Annotated in this window: 14 protein-coding genes; 4 read left to right on the top strand and 10 right to left on the bottom strand. The window is 65.9% G+C overall.

Annotated features, from left to right (window positions below; genetic code table 11):
* Window positions 1-84: 84 nt before the first annotated feature.
* The 10 genes from xylA to ACCQ10_RS08935 form a co-directional block, all read right to left on the bottom strand.
* Window positions 85-1,422 (bottom strand): xylose isomerase, encoded by a 1,338-nt coding sequence (xylA, locus tag ACCQ10_RS08980; protein WP_372362831.1) that lies wholly within the window; start codon window positions 1,420-1,422, stop codon window positions 85-87.
* 50 nt (window positions 1,423-1,472) lie between these two features.
* A complete protein-coding gene (xylB, locus tag ACCQ10_RS08975; RefSeq protein ID WP_372362830.1) occupies window positions 1,473-2,966 on the bottom strand; it encodes a xylulokinase in 1,494 nt (497 codons plus the stop codon).
* Window positions 2,963-5,335, bottom strand: a complete 2,373-nt coding sequence (locus tag ACCQ10_RS08970) for a glycoside hydrolase family 95 protein (protein WP_372362829.1) — start codon at window positions 5,333-5,335, stop codon at window positions 2,963-2,965. The genes xylB and ACCQ10_RS08970 overlap by 4 nt, the downstream gene beginning before the upstream one ends.
* 91 nt (window positions 5,336-5,426) lie before the next feature.
* Entirely contained in the window at window positions 5,427-8,330 is a 2,904-nt protein-coding gene (locus tag ACCQ10_RS08965; protein ID WP_372362828.1) for a TIM-barrel domain-containing protein, read from the bottom strand.
* A 190-nt stretch (window positions 8,331-8,520) separates the two neighbouring features.
* A complete protein-coding gene (gene galD, locus ACCQ10_RS08960) occupies window positions 8,521-10,263 on the bottom strand; it encodes a GH35 family beta-galactosidase GalD (RefSeq protein WP_372362827.1) in 1,743 nt (580 codons plus the stop codon).
* An 11-nt stretch (window positions 10,264-10,274) separates the two neighbouring features.
* Window positions 10,275-12,191, bottom strand: a complete 1,917-nt coding sequence (locus tag ACCQ10_RS08955; RefSeq protein ID WP_372362826.1) for a sialate O-acetylesterase — start codon at window positions 12,189-12,191, stop codon at window positions 10,275-10,277.
* Window positions 12,192-12,297: 106 nt separating this feature from the next.
* Window positions 12,298-14,556, bottom strand: a complete 2,259-nt coding sequence (locus ACCQ10_RS08950; RefSeq protein WP_372362825.1) for a sialidase family protein — start codon at window positions 14,554-14,556, stop codon at window positions 12,298-12,300.
* 111 nt (window positions 14,557-14,667) lie between these two features.
* Complete coding sequence (locus ACCQ10_RS08945; RefSeq protein ID WP_104580149.1) at window positions 14,668-17,391, bottom strand: TonB-dependent receptor; 2,724 nt, start codon at window positions 17,389-17,391, stop codon at window positions 14,668-14,670.
* A 333-nt stretch (window positions 17,392-17,724) separates the two neighbouring features.
* The gene (locus tag ACCQ10_RS08940) at window positions 17,725-20,658 is read right to left on the bottom strand and encodes a TonB-dependent receptor (RefSeq protein ID WP_372362824.1); all 2,934 of its coding nucleotides are present in this window, start codon (window positions 20,656-20,658) and stop codon (window positions 17,725-17,727) included.
* 256 nt (window positions 20,659-20,914) lie between these two features.
* A complete protein-coding gene (locus tag ACCQ10_RS08935; RefSeq protein WP_372362823.1) occupies window positions 20,915-21,886 on the bottom strand; it encodes a LysR family transcriptional regulator in 972 nt (323 codons plus the stop codon).
* Window positions 21,887-22,301: 415 nt separating this feature from the next.
* On the opposite strand from ACCQ10_RS08935, the gene ACCQ10_RS08930 reads away from it, so the two are divergent.
* From ACCQ10_RS08930 to ACCQ10_RS08915, 4 genes are read left to right on the top strand one after another with little or no spacing between them, the layout of a single operon-like run.
* Complete coding sequence (locus ACCQ10_RS08930; protein WP_104580144.1) at window positions 22,302-22,934, top strand: 2-dehydro-3-deoxy-6-phosphogalactonate aldolase; 633 nt, start codon at window positions 22,302-22,304, stop codon at window positions 22,932-22,934.
* A complete protein-coding gene (dgoD, locus tag ACCQ10_RS08925) occupies window positions 22,931-24,079 on the top strand; it encodes a galactonate dehydratase (protein ID WP_039404273.1) in 1,149 nt (382 codons plus the stop codon). The genes ACCQ10_RS08930 and dgoD overlap by 4 nt, the downstream gene beginning before the upstream one ends.
* On the top strand, window positions 24,073-24,984 hold the full coding sequence (locus tag ACCQ10_RS08920) for an SMP-30/gluconolactonase/LRE family protein (RefSeq protein ID WP_372362822.1): 912 nt from the start codon (window positions 24,073-24,075) through the stop codon (window positions 24,982-24,984). Before dgoD ends, ACCQ10_RS08920 begins: the two co-directional genes overlap by 7 nt.
* Entirely contained in the window at window positions 24,981-25,859 is an 879-nt protein-coding gene (locus tag ACCQ10_RS08915) for a 2-dehydro-3-deoxygalactonokinase (RefSeq protein WP_372362821.1), read from the top strand. Before ACCQ10_RS08920 ends, ACCQ10_RS08915 begins: the two co-directional genes overlap by 4 nt.
* The last annotated feature ends 176 nt before the right edge of the window (window positions 25,860-26,035 follow it).

Below are 26,035 nucleotides of genomic sequence, written 5' to 3'. Positions count from 1 at the left end.
TTCACCTGGAAGCATGCAAAGGAGCGGCCACGGGGGTGGCCGACATCGGCCGGCGACGCGCAGTGCGCCGCCGGCCACGGGACATCAACGCGTCAGATACTGATTGATCAGGTTTTCGTAGGCTTCCTGACGGCCGCTGATCTGCTTGGGCGCATTGCCGGCGGCGTACTTGGCGAGATCCGCCAGCGTGCTGGTGCCGTTGGCAAAATCGGCACCGGCGCCGCTGTCGAAGCTGGCGTAACGCTCGGCGCGCCAGGTCTCCAACGGCGAAGACGTCAGCAATGCGTTGGCAACCTCAAGACCACGTGCAAACGCGTCCATGCCACCGATATGCGCCAGGAACAGGTCCTGCGGATCGGACGATTCGCGACGCACCTTGGCATCGAAATTCAGGCCGCCCGGTGCCAGCCCGCCCTGGCGCAGCACCACCAGCATCGCGCCGACGGTGTCGTACAGGTCGGTCGGGAACTGGTCGGTGTCCCAGCCATTCTGCGGGTTGCCGCGGTTGGCATCGATGCTGCCGAGCAGGCCGGCATCGCTGGCAACCTGCAGATCGTGCTCGAAGCTGTGACCGGACAGGGTGGCGTGGTTGGCCTCGATATTGAGCTTGAAATCCTGGTCCAGGCCATGCTGACGCAGGAAGCCGATCACCGTGGCGCTGTCGAAGTCGTATTGGTGCTTCATCGGCTCCATGGGCTTGGGCTCGATCAGGAAGTTGCCGGTGAAGCCGATCGCGCGGCCGTAGTCGCGTGCCAGGGTGAGGAAGCGCGCCATATTGTCCTGCTCGCGCTTCATCTGGGTGTTGTGCAGGCAGGCATAGCCTTCGCGGCCGCCCCAGAACACGTAGGTTTCGCCGCCGAGTTCAACAGTGGCATCGATCGCGGCCTTGACCTGCACCGCCGCACGCGCCACCACGTTGAAGTCGGGGTTGGTGGATGCACCATTCATGTAGCGCGGGTGCGAGAACAGGTTGGCGGTGCCCCACAGCAGCTTGATGCCGGTGTCGGCCTGGCGCTGCTTGGCGATGCCCACCATGTGCTTGAGGTTGCTTTCGTACTCGCCGATATCGTCGGCGTCCGGCGACAGGTCGACATCGTGGAAGCAGTAATACGGCACGCCGAGCTTGGTGAAGAATTCGAACGCGGCATCGGCCTTGGCTTCGGCACGATCGAGCGCGCTGTTGCCGATGTCCCAGGGATACGCACGCGTGCCCGGGCCGAACGGATCGGCGCCGTTGCCGCAGAAGCTGTGCCAGTAGGCCACGGCAAAGCGCAGATGCTCGGCCATGGTCTTGTCGCCGATCTTCTTGTTGGCGTCATAGACCTTGAACGCGAGCGGGTTGTCGGAGTCGCGGCCTTCGAAGCCGATCTTGCCGATGCCGGGGAAATATTCCTTCGCGCCGATGAAAACGGTGTTGCTCATGGGGTGTGATGTCCTTGCTGCTGGGGGAGTTGTAGAAAAAGGCGTGTCGCTCAGCCGGCGTAGAGCGGGCTGACGACCTGCAGGTGCTTGAGAAAGGTCTGGTAGTGCTGCTGGTATTGGGCCACGCGCTGCGGGTCGGGCCGCGCGGCAAGTGCGTCGTCCACCTGCAGGTGCTCCAGCACCACGTCCGACAGCGCGGCGTCGCCACCATCGGCGCGGTCGCACGCCCACAGGGCCTGCAGCGCGGCACCGAAGGCCGCGCCTTCGGGCTGGGTCGGCACCACCACCTGCAGGTTGAACACGTCGGCCACCATCTGCCGCCACTGCGCGCTCTTGCTGCCGCCGCCGGTGAGCAGGATGGTGTCGAACTGCAGGCCGGCCGCCACGAAGGCGTCGAAGCCGTTGCGCAGGCTATAGGTCGCCCCTTCCATCGCGGCGCGATAGAAATGCGCGGCAGTGGTGTTGTGCAGATCCATACCGAACAGGCAACCGCGTGCATCGGGCAAGTTGGGCGTGCGCTCGCCGTTGAAGAACGGCAGCAACACCAGGCCGTCGGCGCCGGGCGCAGTGTCGGCGATCATCGCTTCGGTCTGATCGCGGGTGATGGAGAACATGCGCATCACCGCTTCGGTGGCGACGGTGCAATTCATCGTGCAGATCAGCGGCAGCCAGCCGCCGCTGGACGAGCAGAACGCGGCCCAGCGTGCCTCGTCGTCCACCACCGGGTGATCGGCGTAGGCGAACAAGGTGCCACTGGTGCCCAGGCTCATGGTCAGGCGGCCCGGCACCACGTTGCCGGTGCCGATGGCAGCCATCATGTTGTCGCCACCGCCGGTGGTGACGCGTACGCCGGCCGGCAAATTCAACGCCTCGGCCGCGGCATCGGACAATGGGTAAACCGCGCCGGTGTCCACCAGCGGTGGCAATGCATCGCGCAGATCGCGCTGCGCATCCACCGCGCCGAGCATGCGCTCGGACCACTGGCGCGTGCGTACGTCCAGCCAGCCGGTGCCGGAGGCATCGCCGACCTCGGCAAAGCGCTCGCCGGTGAGCCAGAAGTTGATGTAGTCGTGCGGCAGCATCACCGTGGTCATTGCGGCGTACGCCTCGGGACGGTGCTTGCGCGTCCACGGCAACTTGGAGGCGGTGTAGCCTGCCATGATCGGGTTGCCGGCGGTTGCGACACTGCCTGCCGCGCCGCCGACCGCATCCATGATCTCGTCGCATTCCAGCGCGGTGCTGGTGTCGCACCACAGCTTGACCGGTGCGGTGACGCTGCCATCGGCGGCCACCGGCACAAAGCCGTGCTGCTGGCCGGAGACGGAAATACCGCGCACGCGCGCACGCTGCTCGCCGTCGAGCTGGGCAAAGCAATGCACGATGCCGTCGATCCACCACTGCGCCTGTTGCTCGCGGGTGCCGTCGTCGCGGCTGATCAGCTCCATCGGCGCTGCGATGGTGGCGACCACGGCGCGGTCCTGCGCGTCGTAGGCCACCAGCTTGACGCTCTGCGTGCCCACGTCCAGTCCTACGTACAAGCTCATTGCTTCACCAATCGGTTGTTGTTGAGTCCCACCTGCTGGGTGCGGCCTGCGCCCAGTTCCAGGTCCAGGGTCTGCCCGGCGTAGGACAGTTGATAACGCCCGCCACGATCGCTGTGCACCCGTGCCTGCTGCAAGCGACCGGCGTCCCATTCCAGATCGACGCTGGCACCGCCGCGCACACGCAGGCCGCGCACGCTGCCGCGCGGCCAGGCGCTGGGCAATGCGGGCAGCAAGAACACGCTGCCGCCCCAGCTTTGCAACAGCATTTCGGTGATGCCGGCGGTGCCGCCGAAATTGCCGTCGATCTGGAACGGCGGATGCGCGTCGAACAGATTCGGATACGTGCGTTCGGGCGAGATCAGCAATTGCAGGATGCGATACGCATGCTCGCCATCGGCCAACCGCGCCCACAGGTTCAAGCGCCAGCCGATGCCCCAGCCGGTGGTGTTGTCGCCACGGATTTCCAGCGTGCGTTTGGCGGCGGCGGCCAGCTCGGGCGTATCACGCAGGTTGATCTGGCTGGACGGATGCAGGGCATACAGATGCGAAACATGCCGGTGCTGCATCTCCGGCGCCTGCATGTCCCAATCCTGCTGCCACTCCTGCAATTGGCCGGCCTTGCCGATGCGGTTGGGCGGCAACTGCTCGCGCAGCGTGGTCAGCTGCCGGGCGAAATCCGCATCCACGTCGAGCAGCTTGCTCATGGCGATGCACTGCGCGAACAGGTCACGCAACAGCTGCGCATCCATGGTCGGCCCGGCACATACCGCCGCGCCGAACGGGTGCTGGTTTTCCGGCGAGATCGAGGGGTTGGTGACCATCGCCCCGGTCTGCGGGTCGCGCATCAGGGTGGCAACGAAGAACTCCGCCGCGCCCTTGAACAGCGGATAGATCTTGCCCAGGTACGCGCGGTCGCGGCCGTAATCCCAGCGGTCCCATAGCTGCTGCAGCAACCACACCCCGCCCATCGGCCACAGGCTCCACTTGGCGCCATCGATCGGGCCGGCCTGGCGCCACAGATCGGTGTTGTTGTGCACCACCCAACCGGGCGCGTCGTAGAGCGCCTTGGCGGTATGCGCGCCGGTCTTGGCCAGATCGAACAGCATGGATTCCAGCGGTTCAACGCACTCGTGCAGCGCGTTGGCCTCGCTGGGCCAGTAGTTCATCTCGGTGTTGATGTTGATGGTGTACTTGCTTTCCCACGGCGGCTGCATCAGGTCGTTCCAGATGCCCTGCAGGTTGGCCGGCTGGGTGCCGGGCCGCGAGCTGCAGATCAACAGGTAACGGCCGTACTGGTGATACAGCGCGGCCAGTGCCGGGTCGTTGCCGCCTGCGAAGCGTTGCACGCGTTCGCCGGTGGGCAGGCGTGCCGCGTCGCTGCTGCCCAGGTCGATCGCCACGCGCCGGAACAGGCGTTGATGATCGGCCAGATGCGCACGCAACAGCGCCGGGAAATCCAGCTTGGCGGCTTTTTTCAAACTTGCTGCGGTCAATGCAAGCGGATCGCCATCGACCGCATCGAAGCGTTGGTAACTGGTGGCTGCCGTGAGCAGCAGCACCACTTCATCGGCCGCTTCGATGCGCAGACGGTCGCGCAACGCGGTGACCGTGCCGCCCTTCACCTGCGGCAATACCCGCAATGCAAACCGCAGCTTGCCCTCGATGCCGGCGAAGCTGCCGTTGCGGCCACTGAACAGCAAACCGCCCTGCTCCGCGGTGACCTCGCCGCTTTGCGGGCTGTCGATGCCCACGCGCAGGGAAATGGCGCGTGGCCGGTCGCACGACAAGCGCACCACGATGCAGTGCGATTGCGCCGAAACGAACACCTCGCGCGTGTGCACCGCACCGCCGGAGCGGAACGTGGTGGTGGCCACGGCGGTGTCCAGATCGAGCTGACGCCGGTACTCGCTGATGCCGTCGGCACGATCGAAATCCAGCAACAGGTCGCCCAGCGGTTGATACGGCATCTGCTTGAGCGGGCGCGAGAGCAGCTTGGCATCTGCCAGTTGTTCGGCCTGGGTATAGCGCCCGGCGAAGATCAGCGCGCGCACCTGCGGCAACGCCGCCAATGCGTCCGGGCTGGTGGAATCGTAGGGGCCGCCCGCATACAAGGTGTCTTCGTTGAGTTGCAGACGCTCGTGGGCGATACCGCCCCACACCATCGCACCGAGCCGGCCATTGCCTACCGGCAAGGCCTCCACCCATTCATTGGCCGGTTCGCGATACCACAGCTGCAAGGCACCGGCGGGCGCCACCGCTGGCAAACCGCCGGCGGTTGCAACACGCGCCGCCTGTGCAGCCACCGGCGCGGCGCCCAGGACCGCAAGCGCGGCCCCGGTCGCCTTGCACAGTTCGCGACGGGTCAGCACGGCCACCGCCGTGCTGCATCACCGGAACCGCCCGCGACTGCCTTGCGGCGTTCCGGCATCTGCTTGCTCATCGACTGAAGACAGCCTGCGATCATCGACGACGCGCTTTGCCGGACGCAATCTTGCGCTGCAACACGCTGACCGGCTTGCCGTCGTACTGGATGGTGGTGTCGGTCTTGGGCGCGAGTGCGCCGGCGTCGTCGCGCGGGCCATCGACGAAGCGCACGTTGATGGTGCGTTTGGCCTGCATGCCGGTCCAGCTGCCTTCGCGCTTGCCGATGCTCAGCTCGCCCTTGGCCTGGTTCCAGACCAGCGGAATGCGGCTGAACTCGCCCTTCTCGTAGCCATAGCCCTTGCCGTCGTCCTCATACAGCGAGAACTGGCCATCGGCGCCGGTGTAGACCACCACGGTGAGCGGCGCATCCGGGATCTGGTCCACGTATTCCTGCACCGGGCCGGTCGGCACGATGGAGCCGGCACGCACGAACAGCGGCATGCGTTCGATCGGCGCGGCGGCTTCGATGCTCTGGCCGCCCTCGTAGCGCTTGCCGGTGGCGAAATCCAGCCAGCTGGTGCCGGCCGGCAGATATACCTGCCGCGAGGTGGCGCCGAAGCTGGTGACCGGTGCGACCAGGAATGCCGGGCCGAACAGGTACTGGTCGTTGATGTCGCGCGCCTTCGCGTCGGTGGGGAAGTCCATCATCATGCCGCGCATGATCACGCCATCGCGCTGGTAGGTATCGCCGGCCAGGCTGTAGATGTACGGCAGCAATGCGTAACGCAGGCGGTTGTAGTACGCCATGCTCTCGTAGAACGGCGTGCCTTCCGGGGCGATGTTCCAGATTTCGCGGTACGGGAACTGGCCGTGCGAGCGGAAGATCGGCACGAACGCACCGAACTGGAACCAGCGCGTATTGAGCTCGCGCCATTCCGGCAGATGCGCCGGGTCCTGGTTCTCGTAGCGCTTCTCCACCGCAAAGCCGCCGATGTCGAAGGTCCAGTTGGGCAGGCCCGACAGCGCCATGTTCACGCCACCGGAAATCTGCTCGCGGAGGTCATCCCAGCGCGAGACGATGTCGCCGCTCCACACCGCCACCGCGTTGCGCTGCGTGCCGGCGTAGCCCTTGCGCGAGAGGATGAACACGCGCTTGTCGTCGGCCGCGCGATCACCCACGTAGACGCCGTGGGTGTGCGGCAGCGGATAGGAGTTGAAGTACTCGGTGGACGAGCCCAGCGCATTGGGCGTGGTGCGTGCCTTGCGCTCGGCGATGTCCAGGTTGGAATGCACGTCCGGCTCGTCGGCGTCCATCCACCAGGCATCGAAGCCCTTGCTGTTGAGCTTTTCGTTGACCTGACGCCAGAAGATGGCCTGGGCCTTTTCCGAATACGGGTCGTAGAACGAGTTCTTGTAGCCCTTGCCGATCCAGTCCAGCTCACCCACTTCCACGTTGCGCTTGAACATGAAGCCGGCAGCGTCCAGTTCCTTGTAGTTGGCGGTGGTGGGATAGAACTTGGGCCAGATCGAAATCATGATCTGCGCGTGCATGTCGTGCACGGCCTTGACCATGCCATCCGGATCCGGGAAGTGCTTGGGGTCGAAATCATGCGAGCCCCAGGCGTCTTCCGGCCAGTACGACCAGTCGAGCACGATGTTGTCCAGCGACAGCTTGCGCTTGCGGTATTCGGCCACCGCGCCGACGAGCTCGTCCTGGCTCTTGTAGCGCTCACGGCTCTGCCAGAAGCCATAGGCCCACTTGGGCAGCATCACCGACTTGCCGGTGAGTTCGCGGTAGCCGGCCACGGCCTGGTCGTACGAGTCGGCCGAGACAAAGTAGTAGTCGATCATCTGCCCCGCTTCGGACCACAGCGACAGGTCCTTCGCTTCGGCAGCCGGCAGCGGGTCGCGATGCAGCAACGCGATGTAGCTGGGGTCGATCAGGTCCCATTCGATCTTGACGGGGTGGCGTTGGCCCGGCTCCAGATCCAGGGTGAACTCGTGATTCCACGGGTTCCAGTTCTGGCGCCAGCGGTCGATCACCAGCTTGCCGTCCACATACAACTTGGCGTATTCGCTCGAATACAGCGAGAAGGTGTGTTCGCCACCGGTGAGCGCTTCGATCTCGCCCTCCCAGCTGACCTGCATGCGGCTGTCCTTGTCCTTGGTGATCGCCTTCTTGGGGAACTTGGTCAGGTCGCTGAGGTATTGATAGTTCACCTCGCTCTCGCGGCGCTCCAGTACCTGCTTGCCGTTGATGGCATAGCGCGCGGTCAGCGCGCCGGCCTTGCCCTTGGCGTCGTACAGCTTCAGCGTTTTCGGCAGCGGCTGCAGGCCGCGCGGGTCGCCCAGGCGGCTGATCGAGTTGTTGTCCCACAGCAGGCCGTAGTTGCGGCTGGACACCAGGTACGGCACCGCCATGTCGATGTTGTTCTGTTGCAGTTCGACATTGCGGCCCTTCTGGTTCATCCAGCCCTGCTGGTGCTGGCCGAAGCCGTACAGCGCTTCGTCATCGGGCGACTGGAAGCGCTGACGCACGCTCAGGTATTGCTTGCCTTCCACCTTCAGCGGCGCAAAGCTGCGCCCGCCGGCCACTTCGGCCAGCACCGGCTTGCCGTTGGCATCGGCAAAGCTGACGTGGCCATCGACGGTGGAGACGGTGGCGGTGACCTTGCCGGTCTTCAGCTGCACGTTGTCGCCCTGCTCGGCCACCTGGAAGGCGGTGTCGCCCTGCACCGGCACGCGCATCAGGCTGGGGCTGCGGGCGAAGTCGCCGTCCGGGTCCGCGCTGACGCGAATGATGCCGCTATCGACCACCTGCAGACGCACCGGCGCAGCGCCCTTGGCACTCGGCACCACGGTGACGCCATCGGCGGCCTTGCGGACTTCCTGCGCATGCGCGGCATTGGCCAGCAGGGCCAGCGACAACGCCAGGCAATGGGCCAGCGGTGTACGCCGGTTGGCGGGCACGGTGCCGGCGGAACGGATGGTGGTTTGCATGGTCACTCCCTTTGAATTGCGAAACAGGCTGCGGGGGCAGCGCTGCGTGGTCTTGATGATGGTGTGGTCAACCGCGTTGCAGGCAGTCGTCCGGTGGGCGTGGTAGCGGCCAGGTGCATCGGTGCACCATGCCGCGTCGGTCGCATCTGCTGCGCCGGCATGAGGCCGGCGCAGCGGGTGTCACCCACGCTTACTTGAAGGTGGCGAGCTTGATCTTGAGCAGCTGCGGCGCGCTGGAGAAATTGACGCCGTAATCGGTCTGGTCGCCATTCCAGTTGCGCTCGAACTTCCACTCCGTGCCTTCGTAGACGCCCTCTTCGACGCGGTCGTAAATCATGTTGGCAGTCGCTTCGCTGGCCGGGTGCAGGGTCACGCGCGCGTGGTAGCCGGTGACCAGGAACTCGTCCGGGCCCAGCTCGGCGATCAGCGCAGCACCGATCGGCTCCGGGTTGCCCGGCGGCTCGCCCTTGAACCAGAACTGCGGCACACCGTAAGTGATGGTGGCGCTCCAGCGGTCGTTGAGCTTGAGCTCCTGCACGGCCTGGCCGGGTTCTTCGGCGGTGCCGTGCAGCTTGCCTTCCGACGCGGCCTTGGCGAACGGACGCATGCCGCGCTTGACCAGGTCAAAGCCCAGCGCGAACGGCGCCAGGGTTTCTTCGTTGACGTGCTTGGCACCCAACGGGTAGTTGGAATAGCGCGTGTAATCCATACCGAACGCCGACCAGCCGATGCCGTCGTGGCCCAATGTCGGGAACAGGTAGCGCGCGTACTCCGGGCGGTTACCGGTTTCGGCAACGAACAAGGCATTGTCCGGCCGCGCGTAACGCTCCAGCACCGTGGTGTACATGCGGTATTCGGGCATGTAGATGTCCGGCGCCAGCAGGTCGATATGCGGGCCGGCGGCCTTCCACACATCCAGCACGTTGTCGGTGGGGCCACCGCTGGCGTACTGGCCGGGCTGGCCCGGATTGAACGGGCCACGCAGCGCGGCGTTGACGTACATCGGCAACGGATATTCGGCCTTGCCGGCTTCGGTCACCTGGTCGATGTAACGGCCGATCGACCAGGCATGGAAGAACTCATCGGCATCGGCACCGAACACCTGCGCCCAGCTGCCGGGCTGCTTGTTCAGGCGCTTGAGCAGTTCCTCCGGCACCGGGCCGTCGAACAGCTTCTGCGCCATTGGCGAGAAGTCGCGCACGCTGCCATAGGTGCCCGCCTCGTTCTCCGGCTGGATCATGATCACGGTGTGTTGCGGGTCAACTTTCTTCAGATGCTGCATGAAGGCGACGAACGCCTTGCGGTCGGCATCCAGGGTGGCCTGCGCATGCGGCGACAGCGAGCCGATCGACTTGCCTTCGCGCGTCACCACGCGCGGAAAACGCTGGTTGTCGGTCTTGACCCAATGCGGCGCGTATTGCGGGCCGTTGTTCTTCCAGGTTGCAAACCACAGCAGCACCAGGCGCACCTTGTGTTCGCGCGCCTGGGTGAGCAGCGTATCGACGAAGGAGAAATCGAACTTGCCTTCTTCCGGCTCCACCTGTTCCCAGGCGATCGGCACCTGCACGGTGTTGGGGCCCAGCACCTGGATCGCCGGCCACACCTTGTCCATCACGCCGGGATAGTTGCTGGAGTTGTTGACCTGCGCGCCCAGGATCAAAAACGGCGCACCGTCGACCATCAACGCATGCTTGCCGTCCTTGCTGACGAACTGCGGCATCGGCGTCTGCGTGGCCGGCGCTGTTGCGCCGCTTGCCGGCGTGGCGGCGGTGTTTGCGGCCGGTGTGGCGGCGGCGGATGTTGCAGCGGTGTCCTGCTCGCCGGACTGACAGGCCGCCAGCGCCAGCGTCAACGCAGACAGCAGCAGCGGACGCAGACAACGGCGCGCAGTGGAAGAAGAGATCACACGCGTAACGGGGGAATGCATGGACATAAGTCTCCGTGTCACCAAGTATCGGTGCGGAAGGGGGAAACAGGAAGGGCGTCGCGATTGACCAGGTTGGCGTCGTCGGGGTTCTCGCTCCAGCCGTAGCGCACCGCCACCGGTGCAGGCACCGCATCGCTGCGCACGGTCACGCGGTCGCCATCGATCTGCGCAGTGGCCGGATAGAAGCGCTGATCGGTGCCGGCAATGCGAAAGCCCTGCACTGCACCGCCGCCGCGCACCTGCAATGCGCTGCCCTGCAGGTCGAAACTCAGCACCGCCTTGCCGCCGTCAAAGCTCGCCCGCTTGAACACCGGCGCGCTGTACACCAGCGTCTGGCCATAGGCCACATGCCGCGCGGCCAGCGCCAGGCGATGCCCCACATCGCGCTTGTTGGTGGGATGGATGTCGGTGGGGTTGCCGATATCGATGATCACCGCCTGCCCGGTCGCCGGCAGCGCCAAGGTCTTGGACTGCGACTCACGCAGCAGGGCCCACGGGCTCAGCTCGCCCTTGTCGCCGCCGGCCTTGAAGTTGGCCAGCTGCACCCACAAGAACGGCAGCGTCTTGTCGCCACGCTCGGCGCGCCACTGCTGGATCATTGCCGCGAACTGCTCGCGGTACTTCACCGCGCCGCTGTCGGTGGCATTGGTTTCACCCTGGTACCAGATCACGCCCTTGACCGGGAACGGCTGCAGCGGGTGGATCATCTGGTTGTACAGCAGCGTGGGCAGCTGGTTCTTGTTGTCGGTCAAGGACACCCGCACCGCGGCGGGACGGAACTTCCAGCCGCTCAACGCGCGTTTGGCGCCCGCGCTGGTCTGCACGAAGCGCTGCTCATCCGGGCCATGCATGCCGCCACCGCCGCTGAGGTCTTCCACGCGCACCGCGATGTGGTTGACGCCGGCATGCAATGCGGACGCCGGCACGCGGTAGACGCGCGGCAGGTTCCACTGCTTCTCGGTGGTACCGACCTGCTGGCCGTTGACGTAGGTGATGTCCGAGTCGTCGATCTGGCCCACGCCCAGCGATACACCGGCCTTGGCCTCGGCAGCGCTCAGGGTCACCGTGGTGCGATACCAGGCGATGCCGTCCATGCCGTCATAGCCGCTGGCTTCCCATTGCTGGGTGGTCGGGATGCTGTCCCAGTCGCTGTCGTCGAAATCAGATTCGCGCCATTGCGGCATATCGCCGTCGACCTTGGGCCAGCGCGCGATGCGCTTGCCGGTGGCGGCCTGCGCGGCGGCGTCGCGTTGCTTGATCGCCTCGATCGCGCCCTGGTTCCGGTCGGCATTCAAACCAAGCGACGCCGCATCCATCCACGCTTCGATGGAACTGCCGCCCCAGGTGCTGTTGACGATGCCGATCGGCACGCCGGTGCTGGCACGCAGCTCCTTGGCGAAAAAGTAACCAACCGCAGTGAACTCACCGGCATTGGCCGGCGTGGCCGCCTTCCAGTCGCCGCCGGTCAGGCGTGCTTCCGGCTGCACCGACCACGACTTGGGCACCTTGAAATGGCGCAGCTGCGGGTCGTTGGCCGCGGCCACCGCCTGTGCGCCATCGCTGGCCTGGGCAAGCGGCCATTCCATGTTCGATTGCCCGCTGGCCAGCCACACGTCGCCCACCAGCACATCGCGCACCTGCACGTCGCCACCGTCGCCCTGCACACGCAGCACGTAGGGGCCCCCGGCGGTGTGCGCGGGCAGCCGGACCTTCCACTGCCCGCTCTCATCGGCCTTGGCGGTGGCGCGCTTGCCGTCGAAGCTGACGGTGATGGTCGCCTTCGGCGTCGCCCATCCCCACACCGGCATCGGCTGGTCACGCTGCAACACCGCGCCATCGGCAAACAGCACGGGCAGCGTCGGCTGGGCCAGCGCGAGCGGGCTGGCCAGGGCCAGACCCAGCAGGCATGCGCGGCGGACGAAAGGAACGGTCATGCAGTGATCTCCAGGGTCGGCGCGGCCGGTCGGCGCGCAACGGTTCGGCGGGGGATGAAGGCGGTCACGGTACGACAGCGCGATGACGCGCGCAGGCATGCAGCGCTCATCGTGGGTCGCCGTAGAAGATGCCACGCCCACCGGTGGCGAAATACACCCGACCGGGACGTCGTGGGTCGCCGGTGACGCTATAGGGCTTGCCGAAGCGGTGCGCGTCGTCGTTGATGCGCAGCCAGTGCGCGCCTTCGTCGTCGGAACGGAATACGCCATCCACGCCGTCCACGCGGCCGGCCAGGTAGAGCGCCGGCGGCGTGCCGTCACGCAGCGGCTTGCCGATGCCCAGCGAGCGCGCTTCGTCGGGCCTGGACAGGGTCTGCAGGCGTCCGTACTGCCACCGCATCACACCCAGCGACGGGCTGGCCAGATACACCACGCCGGCACGCCATGGATCGGGCCGCAGTTGCGGGCGGGCGCGCTCATCGCGTGCCGGATTGCCGACCTGCTGCCCGGTGTTGCGGAAGCTGGCCCCGCCATCGGTACTTGCATACAGGCCACCGCTGGCGGTATCGACGGCATACCAGCGCTGCGCATCGACGCGGTCGGCCGCCACGACCGCGGTGTCCGGCAGCCCCTGCACGCGCTGCCACTGCTTGCCCATCGTGGCCGTGCGCCAGTTGCCGCCGCCCTGCGGCGCCCAGATCACCTGCGAGGCGTCTGCTGCAATCGCGATGGTGCCTGCGCCCTGCCCGGCCGGCGGTTCACTGGCGAACGCCTCCCAGTGCGCGCCACCGTCGCGCGAGACCAGCGCGCGGATCTCGTTGTTGCGACGGTCGCGCACCGTGCCGCTGCGCACCACCGTCATCGGAACCTGTCCGGCGGCGTCGATGCTTTCGCCATTGGTCAGGCGCGGGCCTGCGTATTGCAGCTGTGCGGTATCCAGGTCGTCGTGGCGAAATCCATCGATATCGCCGAGCGCGCTGAGCAGATGGGCACCGGCCATCGGGCTGAGCAGATCCAGCGGCACGGTTTCTTCCAGCCCGCGGTCCTGGAACCACCACTGCAGTGGCTGCTGCGTACTGGCGAAGTCCTGCAGGTTGCGCGAGGCCCAGATGCCGTAACCGGTAACGAACAGGGCGTGGTTGCTGTCGAACGGATCGATGGCCAGCGCGCCCATCCAGTGCGGACGCGCATGCGAGGTCCACGGCGCGGCGCTGTGATCGAACACCGCGTCGGCCAATAGCGGCGTCCAGTGCTTGCCGCCATCGACACTGCGAAACAGCTCATCGCGCGGCGTGCGGCGACGGAAGGTGCTGGCCAGTAGCACCTGCGGCTGTTGCGGATCCACCGCCACCGCGCCCCAGCCGAAGCCGTCGCCATTGGCCGGTTGCGCGATCGGACTGATCTCGCTCCAGCGCGCCTGCGCGGGGGTGTATTTCCATAGCGCACCACCGGCCATCAAATCCGGGCCGGGCTGATCGCCATAGCTCAGATACCAGTGCCCGTCGCGGCCTCCATCCATATGGCTGGGACGCAGCCCCTGCGGTTGCCCGGGCACTGCCGACCAGCTGCGGCCGGCATCCTCGGAAACATACAGACTGGTCTGCGCGGTGGACACGCCGACGTAGATCCGCGGCGTGGGAGCACCGGCGCGGCCACTGGCGGCGTCGAACACCACAAAGGCGATCCCCACCGCCTGTTCGCGTCCGACATGGTTGCGCGCCGTGGCGCCGGCCAATGCCTCGGCCGGAAATCCCTCCACCCGTGCCCAGTGCGCGCCGCGATCGGTGCTGCGCCACAGGCCGGCATCACGCGAGCCCAGCAACAGCACACGGCCATCGTGCGGGTCCACTGCCAGCCGCTCGCCGTTGGCGCGCCCCAGTTGATTACCGCCGAGCTTGAACGGCAGATCGGCGCGCGCGAAGCTGCGGCCGCGGTCGAACGAGCGCAGCACGGCTGCATTGCCGGCACGCGCGTGCATGTAGGTCCCGGCAGCCAGGTAGATGGCCTCGGGGTTGGCAGGATCGATGGCGAAGGCATCGATCCCCATCAGGTTCCAGTCGTCGGCGCCCAACCAGTCGGTCAGTGCCACCCACTGCTGCGTTCGCGCATCCCAGCGGTACGCGCCACCGACATCGGTACGGGCATAGGCAAGATCGCGCTCGGCAGGATGAAACAGCACGCCGGTGACAAAGCCGCCACCGCCGATGGCGACGCTACGCCATTGATAGGGTCCTGGCGTGGCGGGCTCGGCCGCAGCCACGCTGGACGTCATGAAGAGCAACACCAGCGTCAGGCAAACAGCAGTCAGCCACGCATGTGCTGCGAAAAGGCGGCGCTTAGTAGGCGGATCGATCACGGCGATCATTCCTCCGGCTCCCCTCGCGATCGATGGCGTGGCCATCGATAGGAAAAACACCGGTCCAACGAGCTGCCTGCACAGCTCGCCGGACCGGAGACGCACTTCCTACGGCGCGTTCTACAGGCTGGCCCGCAACGTCAGGCCATACCGACGGTCGTTGATCACGAAGTCGCGGTAGCGCGACTCGTTACCCAGGTAGCTTTCGCGACGGGTATCGAGCAGATTCACGCCATCCAGCGAAATCGACCACACATCATTGATGTTGAAACGCAGCGAGGCATCCAGCTGGCCGAAGCCCTTGTTGTAGACCGGCAGGTTGCCGGTGCCGTTGCCTGCAGTGGTCACCAGCCAGTCGCTGCGCCAGTTGTAGGCCACACGGCCCTGGAAGCGCGAGGTTTCGTAGCTGAGGATCGCGTTGTAACTGTTCTTGGACAGGCCTTCCAGCGGCACGGTCAGCGCCTGGCCATTGGTGTCGGTGGCGGTGGGGCTCGGCGCCTCGCTGTCGACGTAGGTGTAGTTAGTCTGCAGGCCGAAGCCACTCAGCCAGCCCGGCAGGAAGTCGAAGAACTGCGTATAGCCCAGCTCAGCACCACGGATCTTGCCGGCATCGCCGTTGACCGGGCGGGTGATCTGCCACACCTGTCCGTCGTACACCTCGTTGAAGACGGCATTGGCGATGAAGCCTTCCACCTTCTTGTAGAACAGGGTGCCGTACATCATCGAGCCCTGGCCGAAGTACCACTCCAGCGCGGTGTCGAACTGGTCGGCCTTGACCGCTTCCAGGCTCGGGTTACCCGCGGTGCCGGTGAAGGTCGAGGCGCCGCTGGACGAGGTGCCGGTGCTCAGGCTCAGGTTCGGGTTCAGGCGGTCGAAGGTCGGGCGCGAAATGCCGCGCGAGGCCGCAAACCGCCACTGCAGCTGATCGCTCAGCATCCAGCGCAGGTTCAAGCTCGGCAGCACGTCGGTGTAGGTCTGCTGTGCATCCACCGGGATCAGACCGCCGCCTTCGGCATCGGTACCGGTGCGCACGCCGCGCGAGCCGACTTCGGTCCGCACCACGCGCACGCCGATGTTGCCGTCGAACGGGATGTCGCCATCCACGCCGAAGCGCAACACGCCGTACGCCGCGTAGGTCTTCTCGTTCTGGGTGTTGATATTGTTCGGGGCAAATTCCAGCGGGCTGGCACCGAAGGTGGCCAGGCTCTGCTCGTAATTGGCCACCGCTGCATCCGACGCGGTCAGCGTGCGACCGAAGGTGCTGCTCTCACCGCGGAAGAAGTCGGTGATGGGGTTGGCCACCAGACCGATGCTGGGGAACTGCGAGAACGGCGTGCCCGAGCAATCGTTGATGCACATGAAGCGCCACACGTTGCCCTTGGTCTCGGCATCGCGGTCGGTATAACGCACACCGGCCTTGAAGCTGCGCACGAAGTCGCTGTCGAACGCCAGATCCATGTCCGAACGCCAGGCAAACTCGGTGCCGGTGTTGTCGTCCTTGTTGTCCAGGTGCCAGCGCCAGCCGTCGTAGTTGTTGACGTCGGCCAGGTAGCCTTCCGCGCCGCTGGCATCGGTCACCGACAGGCGCGGCAGATCGCCACGGAAGTCGACGTTGAACTGCGGGCTGGTGTCCTGCCCGGTGGCGATGATGTAGCGCGTGCCCTTGGTGGTGGCATCGACGTACTGGAAGTCGGTGCTCAGGGTCAGCTTTTCGTTGACCGTCCACTTGGCGCCCAGCGAGTAATCGGTGGTCACCGAGTGACGCTCGGTCAGGCTGGTATTGGATTCGGTCGGCACATTCTGGAACGAGCCATTGACGAACTCGTTGCGGCTGTTGACCTGGATGCCGGGCAAGCCCTGCATGTTGTTGGCCCCGGTCAACGCGAAGAACGAATAATCGTGCCAGCTGAAGTCGTAGTCCGAACGCAGCACCTGCGTGTAGACCTCCACCGAATCGTTCGGGCGCCACTGCATCGCAAACGCGCCGGTCTTGCGCTCGCGCTCACCGACGGTGGTGTTGATGCCGGCACCGTGCGGTACCGACACGCCCTGCCCTTCGTAGCCCGGCAGATCGGTCTGGGTATACCACGGCTCGATCGAGATGGTGTCCTGACGGAACGGGCTCTTCTGCTGCGAATAGTTCACCAGGATGCCGATCTCGCCGATGCCGGTCTGCCAGCGGTCGCTGAACAGGCCCGAGAACGCCGGCTTGCCGTCGTCGGCCAGGTCGTAATAGTTGTACTGGACGCTGCCGGCGATCTTGCGGCCTTCATAGTCGAACGGCAGGCGCGTGCGCAGGTCGACGGTGCCGCCCAGGCCACCTTCGATCATATCGGCCGACGGGTTCTTGTACACGTTGACGCCGCCGAGCAACTCGGCCGACACGTCCTCGAAGCTCAGGCCACGGCCGTCGTTGGCGGTGAAGATGTCGCGGCCATTGAGCTCGGTGCGCACCTGGGTCAGGCCGCGGATGGCGATCGAGCTGCCTTCGCCGTAGTTGCGCGAAATCTGGATGCCGGAGATGCGCTGCAGCGCTTCGGCGACGTTGTTGTCGGGCAGCTTGCCGATGTCTTCGGCAACGATGGAATCGACGATCTGCTCGGCGTTCTGCTTGACCAGCTGCGCCTTGGTGACGCTGCTGCGGGTACCGGTGACCTGCACCGTGTCCAGCTGCTGGGTGGTCGCATCCGATGCCGGTGCGGCAGTGGTGGTCGCATCCTGCGCATAGGCCTGCGCGCTCAACAAGGTAGCCACACTGATGGCCATCACGGAGCGGCGGAAATCACGGATCGAACGCTGACCCACAGCCCGGCCTGCCGGAATGTGGCGATGTTGCACTGACATGGTGCTCCCTCCCAGGACGCATGTACTGCTTGTTTTTAGCGGGCCGGTGCGCGAACGCCCTGCCCGTCGTTGTTGCTGGCCCGTATCTGCGCCCGGGACACCGGGTAGGCGGATGCGCGGTTTGCCCTGGCGGGCGGACCTGCGGCTGCGGCGGGAGCATAGGGCGCGGCCGTCATGCCACACCAATGAAATATTCCTGGAAAGCTATTCGTTAAAACTATAGCAACACTGGAAAACCTGGCAGGTCCGGCATCACGGCCCGAACCTGCGGATGCATACCTGACGGGCCCGACCGTGCGGAGCGCTGCACAGTCGGGCCGTGACCGTGCGCACTTACCAATTCATGCGCAGCACCAGCGAGTAGCGCCGGTCGTTGACGAACTGGCTGCGGGTGTACAGCCGCGTATCCACCTCGCCGCCCTCATAGGAGGTGGGCCCCATCAACACCTTGGTCTCGGTATTGGTCAGGTTGTTGGCCTGGATCCCCAGCTGCAGGTGTTCGTTGAAGCGGTAGAAGAACGAGCCATCCAGCTGGCCGTAGTCGTCGGCCCAGGTTGGCAACCGGGTGGCCGCATCGCTGGTGGTCAGCAGGTAGCGCGAGCGCCAGTTGTAGGCCAGCCGCAGCGACAGCGGGCCCTTCTCGTAGATGCCGGCCAGGTTGTAGCTGCGCCGCGACAGGCCTTCCAGTGGCAGCTCCACGCCTTCCACCGTGGTGCGGGTGTACGGGTCGATGGCGGTGTTGGCGCCGCCCTTGCTGTCGACGAAGGTGAAGTTGGCATTGACGCCGAACCCGCTCATCCAGCCCGGCAATTCGTCGAAGAACTGCGTATAGCCCACTTCGGCGCCGCGGATGGTGCCCTCGTCGGTGTTGTAGGGCCGGGTCACCAGCCACTGCCGGTTATCGTAGGTCTCGCTGCGGGTCTGGGTGGAGAAGTAGTCCTTGACCTTCTTGTAGAACAGCGTGGTGTACAGCATGTCGCTGTTGTCGAAATACCACTCCAGTGCGGTGTCGAACTGGTTGGCGGTCATCGGCTTGAGGGTCGGATTGCCCGCGGTACCGACAAAGTTGGTCGCATTGCCGGCGTCGTCGGTCTCCACGTTGAGCAGCACGTACGGCTGCAGCTGGGTGTAGTCCGGGCGCGCCATCGCCTTGGAGGCGGCGATACGCCACTGCAGGCTGTCGGTGAAACGGAAACGCATGTTCAGGCTCGGCAACACATTGGTGTAGCTGCCCTGCGAGTTGTTGTCGAAGTACTGCCCGGTGTAGCGGGCCTGCAGCTCGGGCGAAACGTTCAGGCCCGACAGGTCCTGGAACTGGCCGAAGCCTTCGGCCTGGGTCTTGGTCTGCACGATGCGCACACCGATATTGCCGTCCACCGGCACGCCCCAGGCCTCGTCGTTACCGAAGTACAGCGCCGCGTAGGCGGCCTGGGTACGCTCGAACTGGCGGTTGGTGTCCTGCGGCTGGTAGGTGTCCGGTGCCCAACCGGAACCGCGCAGGGCCACGATCTGCTGCTGCAGCAGTTCCGAGGCGCGACGGTAGTTCTTGACCAGCCCGCCATTGGGCACCACCAGCGTGGTCGGCACGTTCACCCCGCCGCGGAAGAAGTCGGAGAAGGTGAACAGCGACGACTCGTTGGGCAGGTACTGCGACATGTTGGCCAGGCCATTGGCGCTGCCGGGGATGGCTGCCCAGTTGTCCGACAGCACGCCCCAGTTGTACCCGGAGTTCTTGTTGGTCTGATTGCGGTCGGTGGCGCGCATGCCGAAGCGCGCAAAGCGCAGCCAGCTGCTGTCCTGGAAGGTGTATTCCAGGTCCACGCGGGTGGACAGCTGGCGCCCGCGGTTATGCCCCAGGTGATCCATCGCCGCCGCCCAGAAATAATTGGACGGGTCCTGGGTGAAGCCCTGGTTGGCGATCTGCACGGTCGGATACTTGCCCGACACGTCATAGGTCAGCCCCGGCAGATAAGTCGCACTGAACACGGTGAAGTCGAGCTGGTCGTTTTCCGACTGCACCAGCTGCACGTCGCCCTTGATCTGCAGGTTGTCGTTGAAGTAATGGCTGAAGCCCACCGACAGGTCCGAGGTGGTGGTGCGCTGCTCGGAATAGCGGTTGTCGGTATTGAAGCGCACACCATCGCCGGTCAGCAGGCCGCGCCAGGAGTTGGACACCGGCGAGCCGCGCTGGAATACGCCGTCCTGGTCGTACTGGAAGGTGGTGCCCGGCGCCGGGCTAATGCTGTTGTTGCTGTCGTTGAAGAATGCGGCGCGCTCCTGCCAGTTCATGTCGTAGCGCGAACGCAGGTACTGCGCGTAGATCTCGGTCTGGTCGCTGGGCTTCCACTGGAAGGCTGCGGCGATACCGTCGCGCTTGCGCTCGAAATCCAGCTGGCGCCAGTTCACTCCGCCCGGCACGAACACCTCGCTGCGCCCGCTGCCGGCCAGCACCGCATCGTCGGTACGACGCACGTACGGCTCGACCTGGATGCCGTCCGAGCGGGTCGCCAGTTCCGAATGGGCGATATCGATCATGAAGCCCATTTCGCCGACGCCGGCGTCCCAGCGATCGCTGAACAGGAACGAGGCCGACGGCTTGTACTTCTTGCTCATGTCGCCCCAGTTGACGTCGACGTTGCCGCCGACGATCCGGCCCGGGTTGTCGAACGGCATGCGCGTACGCAGGTTGACCGTGCCGCCCAGGCCGCCCTCGATGATTTCGGCCGACGGATTCTTGTAGACATCCACGCCGGCCATCAGCTCGGCCGGCACGTCTTCGAAACTCAGGCCACGGCCGCTGGCGGCGCTGAAGATGTCGCGCCCATTGAGCTCGCCACGCACCTGGGTCAGGCCACGAATCATCACGCCACTGCCTTCGGCGGAGAAGTGATCCGGGTCGCTGCGCGCGGCGAAGTGGTCGATGGTCACGCCGCTGACGCGCTGCAGGGTTTCGGTGACGCTGCGGTCCGGCAGCGCGCCGATGTCTTCCGCGCTGACCGAATCCACGATCTGGCTGGAATCGCGCTTGATCACCTGCGACTTGATCAGGCTGGCGCGTACGCCGCGCACTTCCACCGTGTCCAGATCCACCGCGCTGGCACCGGCGGTGCCTGAAGGCGCACCCCTGGCCGCCGGCGCCTGCTGTGCGTATACCGGCGCAGCGAGCAGCAGCCCGATGCTGACGGCCATGGCCGAATGACGCAAACGTGGGGCACGGCACGCACGCACGCCCGTGCCTGCCAAGGCATGGCTTGAAAACTTGGACATCTGAATCCCTCCCAGGACGCAAGACGACTGAAGACTGGTTGTCGCGACGCAAGACGCCCCGCGTGATCGTATCGGGACCGGCGCCGAGGCCAGTCCCGCTTTCGCTGCATGGCGGCTTTGCCGCCGATCACCTGCCCGACTTCACGTGCGCTTCAGCGTGCGATCTGACGCACAGGTATAGGCGCGCGGTCTAGCGCCAGCCAATGAAAAATTCACAGGCTGGTATTACTCCGTGGAATACAAATGGAAGAGCTTGTTAGGTAAGGGATTCTGTCCCGCGCAGTCCCGGATACAGCCGTCGCGCCGTGGTGCGCAACGCCTGCAGGATGCGTTCGGCACCCGGCGGAAGGATGTAATCGCGCCGACGGATGATGCCGAACGATTCCATCCGCACGCCCAGTTCGATCGGCAGCACGGTCAGCAATTTGGCCTGGATCAGCGGCGCCACCGATTCCACCGGCAAGGCCGTCAGCATGTCGGTGCCACGCAGCAGGGTCGAGGTGACCGGAAGTGACGAAGTCTCGATGGCGTTGGTCGGCGTCTGCACGCCGTGCTCCATGAACATCGAATCCAGGCGTGCGCGCAGCACGCTGTCGGCCGGCGGCAGGATCCAGCCATGCCGCACCAGATCGGCATGCTGCAGGCCGGCCCGGCTGGCCAGCGGGTGGCCGGCCCGCGCGATCACCGAATGCGGCTCGTCGGCCAGCGGCTCGAACTCCAGTTCGCCCACGCCCTCCGGGCCGAGGATGCGCCCGATCACGATGTCCAGCTGCCCATCCAGCAACTTGGCCACCAGCGGGCGGCTGTAGTCCATCTCCACCCGCACCAGGATGTCCGGGAACTCGCGCTTCACCTCGGCAATGGCCTGCGGCACCAGATTGGTGCCCGGATTGACCACGGTCCCGATCGAGGCCTGGCCCATGCGGCCGGCACGCAACGCGGCGATCTCTTCCTGCGCCCGGCCGATCTCGGACATCGCCGCGCGGGCGCGCCGGATCAGCACATGGCCGTACCAGGTCGGCTCGACACCGCGGGCATGCCGCTCGAACAGTTTCACCCCCAGCATGTCCTCCATTTCCGCCAGCAGCTTGGAGGCCGCCGGCTGGGTCATGCTGGCGGCCTCGGCCGCACGCAGCACCGAGCGTTGTTCGTGCAGATGCAGCAGCAGCAGGAGTTGGCGCGTCTTGAGCCGGGCTGCGTTGAACCAGGGGGTACCGGAATTTGCCATGAGGTGCGGTTGCGGCCGTGTATTCGTCGGAGGAATAGAATATGCCGAAAATTTCATTTGCAGCACATATCTCCCCGCGCGAGGCTAGCGCTCGCCGCAGCAGGAGCCCCTACCTCCCGGGCGCGGCCAGAACAGACGTGACCCATCTTCGACGAGGTGGCAACACGCACGCCATGACCGCGGAGGTGGACGACGATGACGGTACCTTGCCGGCCACTTGCGGGCCGTCGCTCCAGGCGTGCTGCGCGCGCCACGCCGCCTCCGGCGCGTTGCGGCGCCTCTTCCCCGCCCTGCGTTTTTCTGCTGCATTGCGCAGCGGCGACGGCTTGTTGCCGCGCGCAGTGCGCAAGTTCCCCCGACGTTGCCGGCCACCGGGTCGCCAATGGCCGCTTTCCGCTCTATCGCGAGTAACCGCATGACCTCAGATACCACCGCCAGCCTGTTCGCCCTGCCCCTGGTCGCCATCCTGCGCGGCATCACGCCGGAAGAAACGCTTGACCACGTCGGCGCGCTGATCGACGCCGGCTTCGACGCGATCGAGATCCCGCTCAATTCGCCGCGCTGGGAGCAGAGCATCGCGCTGGCCCAGCAAACCTATGGCGAGCGCGCCTGGATCGGTGCCGGCACCGTGCTGCGCAATGAAGACGTCGACACCCTGGCAGAGATCGGCGCGCGCTTCATCGTCACTCCCAACACGCGCCCGTCGCTGATCCGTCATGCGGTGTCGCGCGGGCTGACCGTGGTGGCCGGCTTCGCCACCGCCAGCGAGGCGTTCGACGCCATCGATGCGGGCGCCACCATTCTCAAGCTGTTCCCGGCAGCGACCTATGGCGCCGCGCATGTGCGCGCATTGCGCTCGGTGCTGCCCAAGCACATCCCGGTCTACGTGGTCGGCGGCGTCAGCCCGCAGACCCTGGCCGGCTTCATCGCCCAGGGCGCGGCCGGCGCCGGCATCGGCGGCGAACTGTACAAACCCGCGCAATCGCTCGAAACAACCCAGACGCATGCACGCGCCTTCGTGCAGGCCTACCAGGAACTGCAAGGATGAAGATCACCCGCCTCACCACCTACCACGCCGCACCACGCTGGCTGTTCCTCAAGGTCGAAACCGACGAGGGCATCACCGGTTGGGGCGAGCCGGTCATCGAAGGCCGCGCGCGTTCGGTGGAAGCTGCCGTGCACGAACTGGCCGGCTATGTCGTCGGCAAGGACCCGGCGCGCATCAACGACCTGTGGCAGACGATGTACCGCGCCGGCTTCTATCGCGGCGGCGCCATCCTGATGAGCGCCATCGCCGGCATCGACCAGGCGTTGTGGGACATCAAGGGCAAGGCGCTGGGCGTACCGGTGTACGAGCTGCTGGGCGGGCTGGTGCGCGACCGCATGAAGACCTATCGCTGGGTCGGCGGCGACCGCCCCGGCGCCATCATCCAGCAGATCACCGACTACCGCGCGCTGGGTTTTGACACCTTCAAGTTCAACGGCACCGAAGAAATGAAGCTCATCGACAGCGCGCGCGCGGTCGACGCAGCCGTGGTCAAGGTGGCCGAAATCCGCGAAGCCTTCGGCAATACCATCGACTTCGGCATCGACTTCCACGGCCGCGTCGGCGCGCCGATGGCCAAGGCGCTGCTGCGCGAGCTGGAACCGTTCAAGCCGCTGTTCGTCGAAGAGCCGGTACTGGCCGAACAGGCCGAGTACTACCCGCGCCTGGCCGCAAGCACCTCGATTCCGCTGGCGGCCGGCGAGCGCATGTTCTCGCGCTTCGAATTCAAGAACGTGCTGTGTGCCGGCGGCATCGGCATGGTGCAGCCTGATCTCTCGCATGCCGGCGGCATCACCGAATGCGTCAAGATCGCCGCGATGGCCGAAGCCTACGACGTCGGCTTCGCCCCGCACTGCCCGCTCGGCCCGATCGCGCTCGCCGCCTGCCTGCACGTGGACTTCGTCTCGCATAACGCGGTGCTGCAGGAACAGAGCATCGGTATCCATTACAACGAAGGCGCCGACCTGCTCGATTACGTCATCAATAAAGACGATTTTCAGTGTGTCGATGGCAGTATCGCCGCCCTGCCCAAACCCGGGCTCGGTGTGGAGATCGACGAAGACATGCTCAAGCGCGCAAACGAAAACCCGCCGGACTGGCGCAACCCGGTGTGGCGCCATGCCGATGGCAGCATCGCCGAATGGTGAGCACGCCGGAGCACACCGCCGTACTGGCGGTCGATAGCCGCTGCACGCATGGCGAAGGCGTGCTGTGGTGCGAGCAGCGCCAGGCGCTGTACTGGGTCGACATCGTTGAAAAGCGCCTGTGGCGGCATCATCCGGCCACGGCGCAATCGCGCTACTGGACGCTGCCCGATCGCCCGGGCTGCCTGGGCCTGATGGACGACGGCCGCGTGCTGGTCGCCTTGGCCAAGGCGATTGGCGTGGTCGATCCGGACAACACCGACGCCGACCTGCTGCCATTCGAAAAACTGGCCGATATCGAAGCCGACAACCCGCTCACGCGCAGTAACGATGGCCGCGTCGACCGGCATGGCAATCTGGTGTTCGGCACCATGGACGAACACGACAGCAAGGCCGCGCGCGGCGCGTTCTACCAGTTTTCGCTGCGGCACGGCTTGCGTGCGCTGCCGTTGCCGGGCGTATCGATCCCCAACTCGATCTGCTTCAGCCTGGACTGCCGCACGCTGTACTACTGCGATTCCGTGCGCCCGCAGATCCTGTGCTGCGACTACGACCCGGAGACCGCGCAGACCAGCAACACGCGCGTGTTCGCCACCCTGGATCGCGACGACGCCGAGCCGGATGGCTCGATCATCGACAGCGAAGGCCACCTGTGGAACGCGCAATGGCGCGCCTGCCGCGTGGTGCGCTACCGCCCCGACGGCAGCGTGGAGCGCATCGTGCAATTGCCGATCAAGCACCCCACCTGCAGCGCGTTCGGCGGCGCGGCACTGGATCGCCTGCACGTGATCTCCTCGCGCCTGGACCACAGTGCCGATGAACTCGCGCGCATGCCCGACGCCGGCGGCCTGTTCGTCTGCGATGTCGCCATCGCCGGCCTGCCCGAGAGCCGGGTGGCCAGCGCATGATCGCCGTCGATTGGGGCACCAGCAGCCTGCGCGCCTATCTGCTCGACGCCACCGGCGCCGTGCTGGAGCAACGCCGCGGCAGCGACGGCATCCTGGCCTGCCAGGGCCGCTTCGCCGAGGTACTCACCAGGCTGATCGCAGGCTGGGACGGCCCGCTGCTGCTGTCGGGCATGATCGGCAGCCGCAACGGCTGGGTCGAACAACCCTATCTGCCCTGCCCGGCCGGCACCGCCGCGCTCGCCCAGGCGATGCGCAGCGAAGACGACCTGCTGCCCGGCCGCGCGTTGTGGTTCGTGCCGGGCGTGAGCACCGGCGAACACGACGGCGTGCCGGACGTGATGCGTGGCGAAGAAACCCAGCTGGTCGGCCTGATCGCCGCACTTGGTGACGGTGAGCATGTCGCCTGCCTGCCCGGCACGCACAGCAAGTGGGCGCGGATCGCCAACGGCCAGCTGACCGGGTTCGCCACCGTCATGACCGGCGAGCTGTATGCCGTGCTGCGTCAACACAGCATCCTCGGCAAGCTGATGGACGACGATCACGCCGAACTGGACGCCGCTGCATTCCTGCAAGGTGTCGACCGCAGCGCCGACGCTGGCGGCCTCAGCCACCATCTGTTCGGCACCCGCACGCTCGGCCTGTTCGAACGCCTGTCCTCTGCGGCACTGCCGTCCTACCTCTCGGGCCTGTTGATCGGCCACGAACTGCGCGAGCACCGCGGCGATCATGCCATCGTGCATCTGGTCGGCAGCCCGGCGCTGGCCCAGCGGTATGCCCTGGCGCTGCAGCATCTGGGCGTCGAAAGCCAGCTGCATCCGGAAGACCTGGCAGCGGCAGGGTTGTTCGCGCTGGCCAGGCAGCGCGGGCTGGTCTGACCGGAAAAACGCAGGAGCAAGAAGCCCCTCTCCTACGGGAGAGGGGTTGGGGTGAGGGTACGGAGGTAGCCACCGTGTTTTCCAGCTGCACGAGGCTTTGCCCGTACCCTCATCCGGCGCTGCGCGCCACCTTCTCCCGACGGGAGAAGGAACTAAAGCCCCTCTCCCTGCGGGAG

Source organism: Xanthomonas sp. NCPPB 1325 (genome assembly GCF_041477645.2).
GTDB classification, from domain to species: Bacteria; Pseudomonadota; Gammaproteobacteria; order Xanthomonadales; family Xanthomonadaceae; genus Xanthomonas; species Xanthomonas cannabis.
Note: the sequence above shows the minus strand (reverse complement) of the source record. Positions and strands in the feature narration are given on the sequence as shown.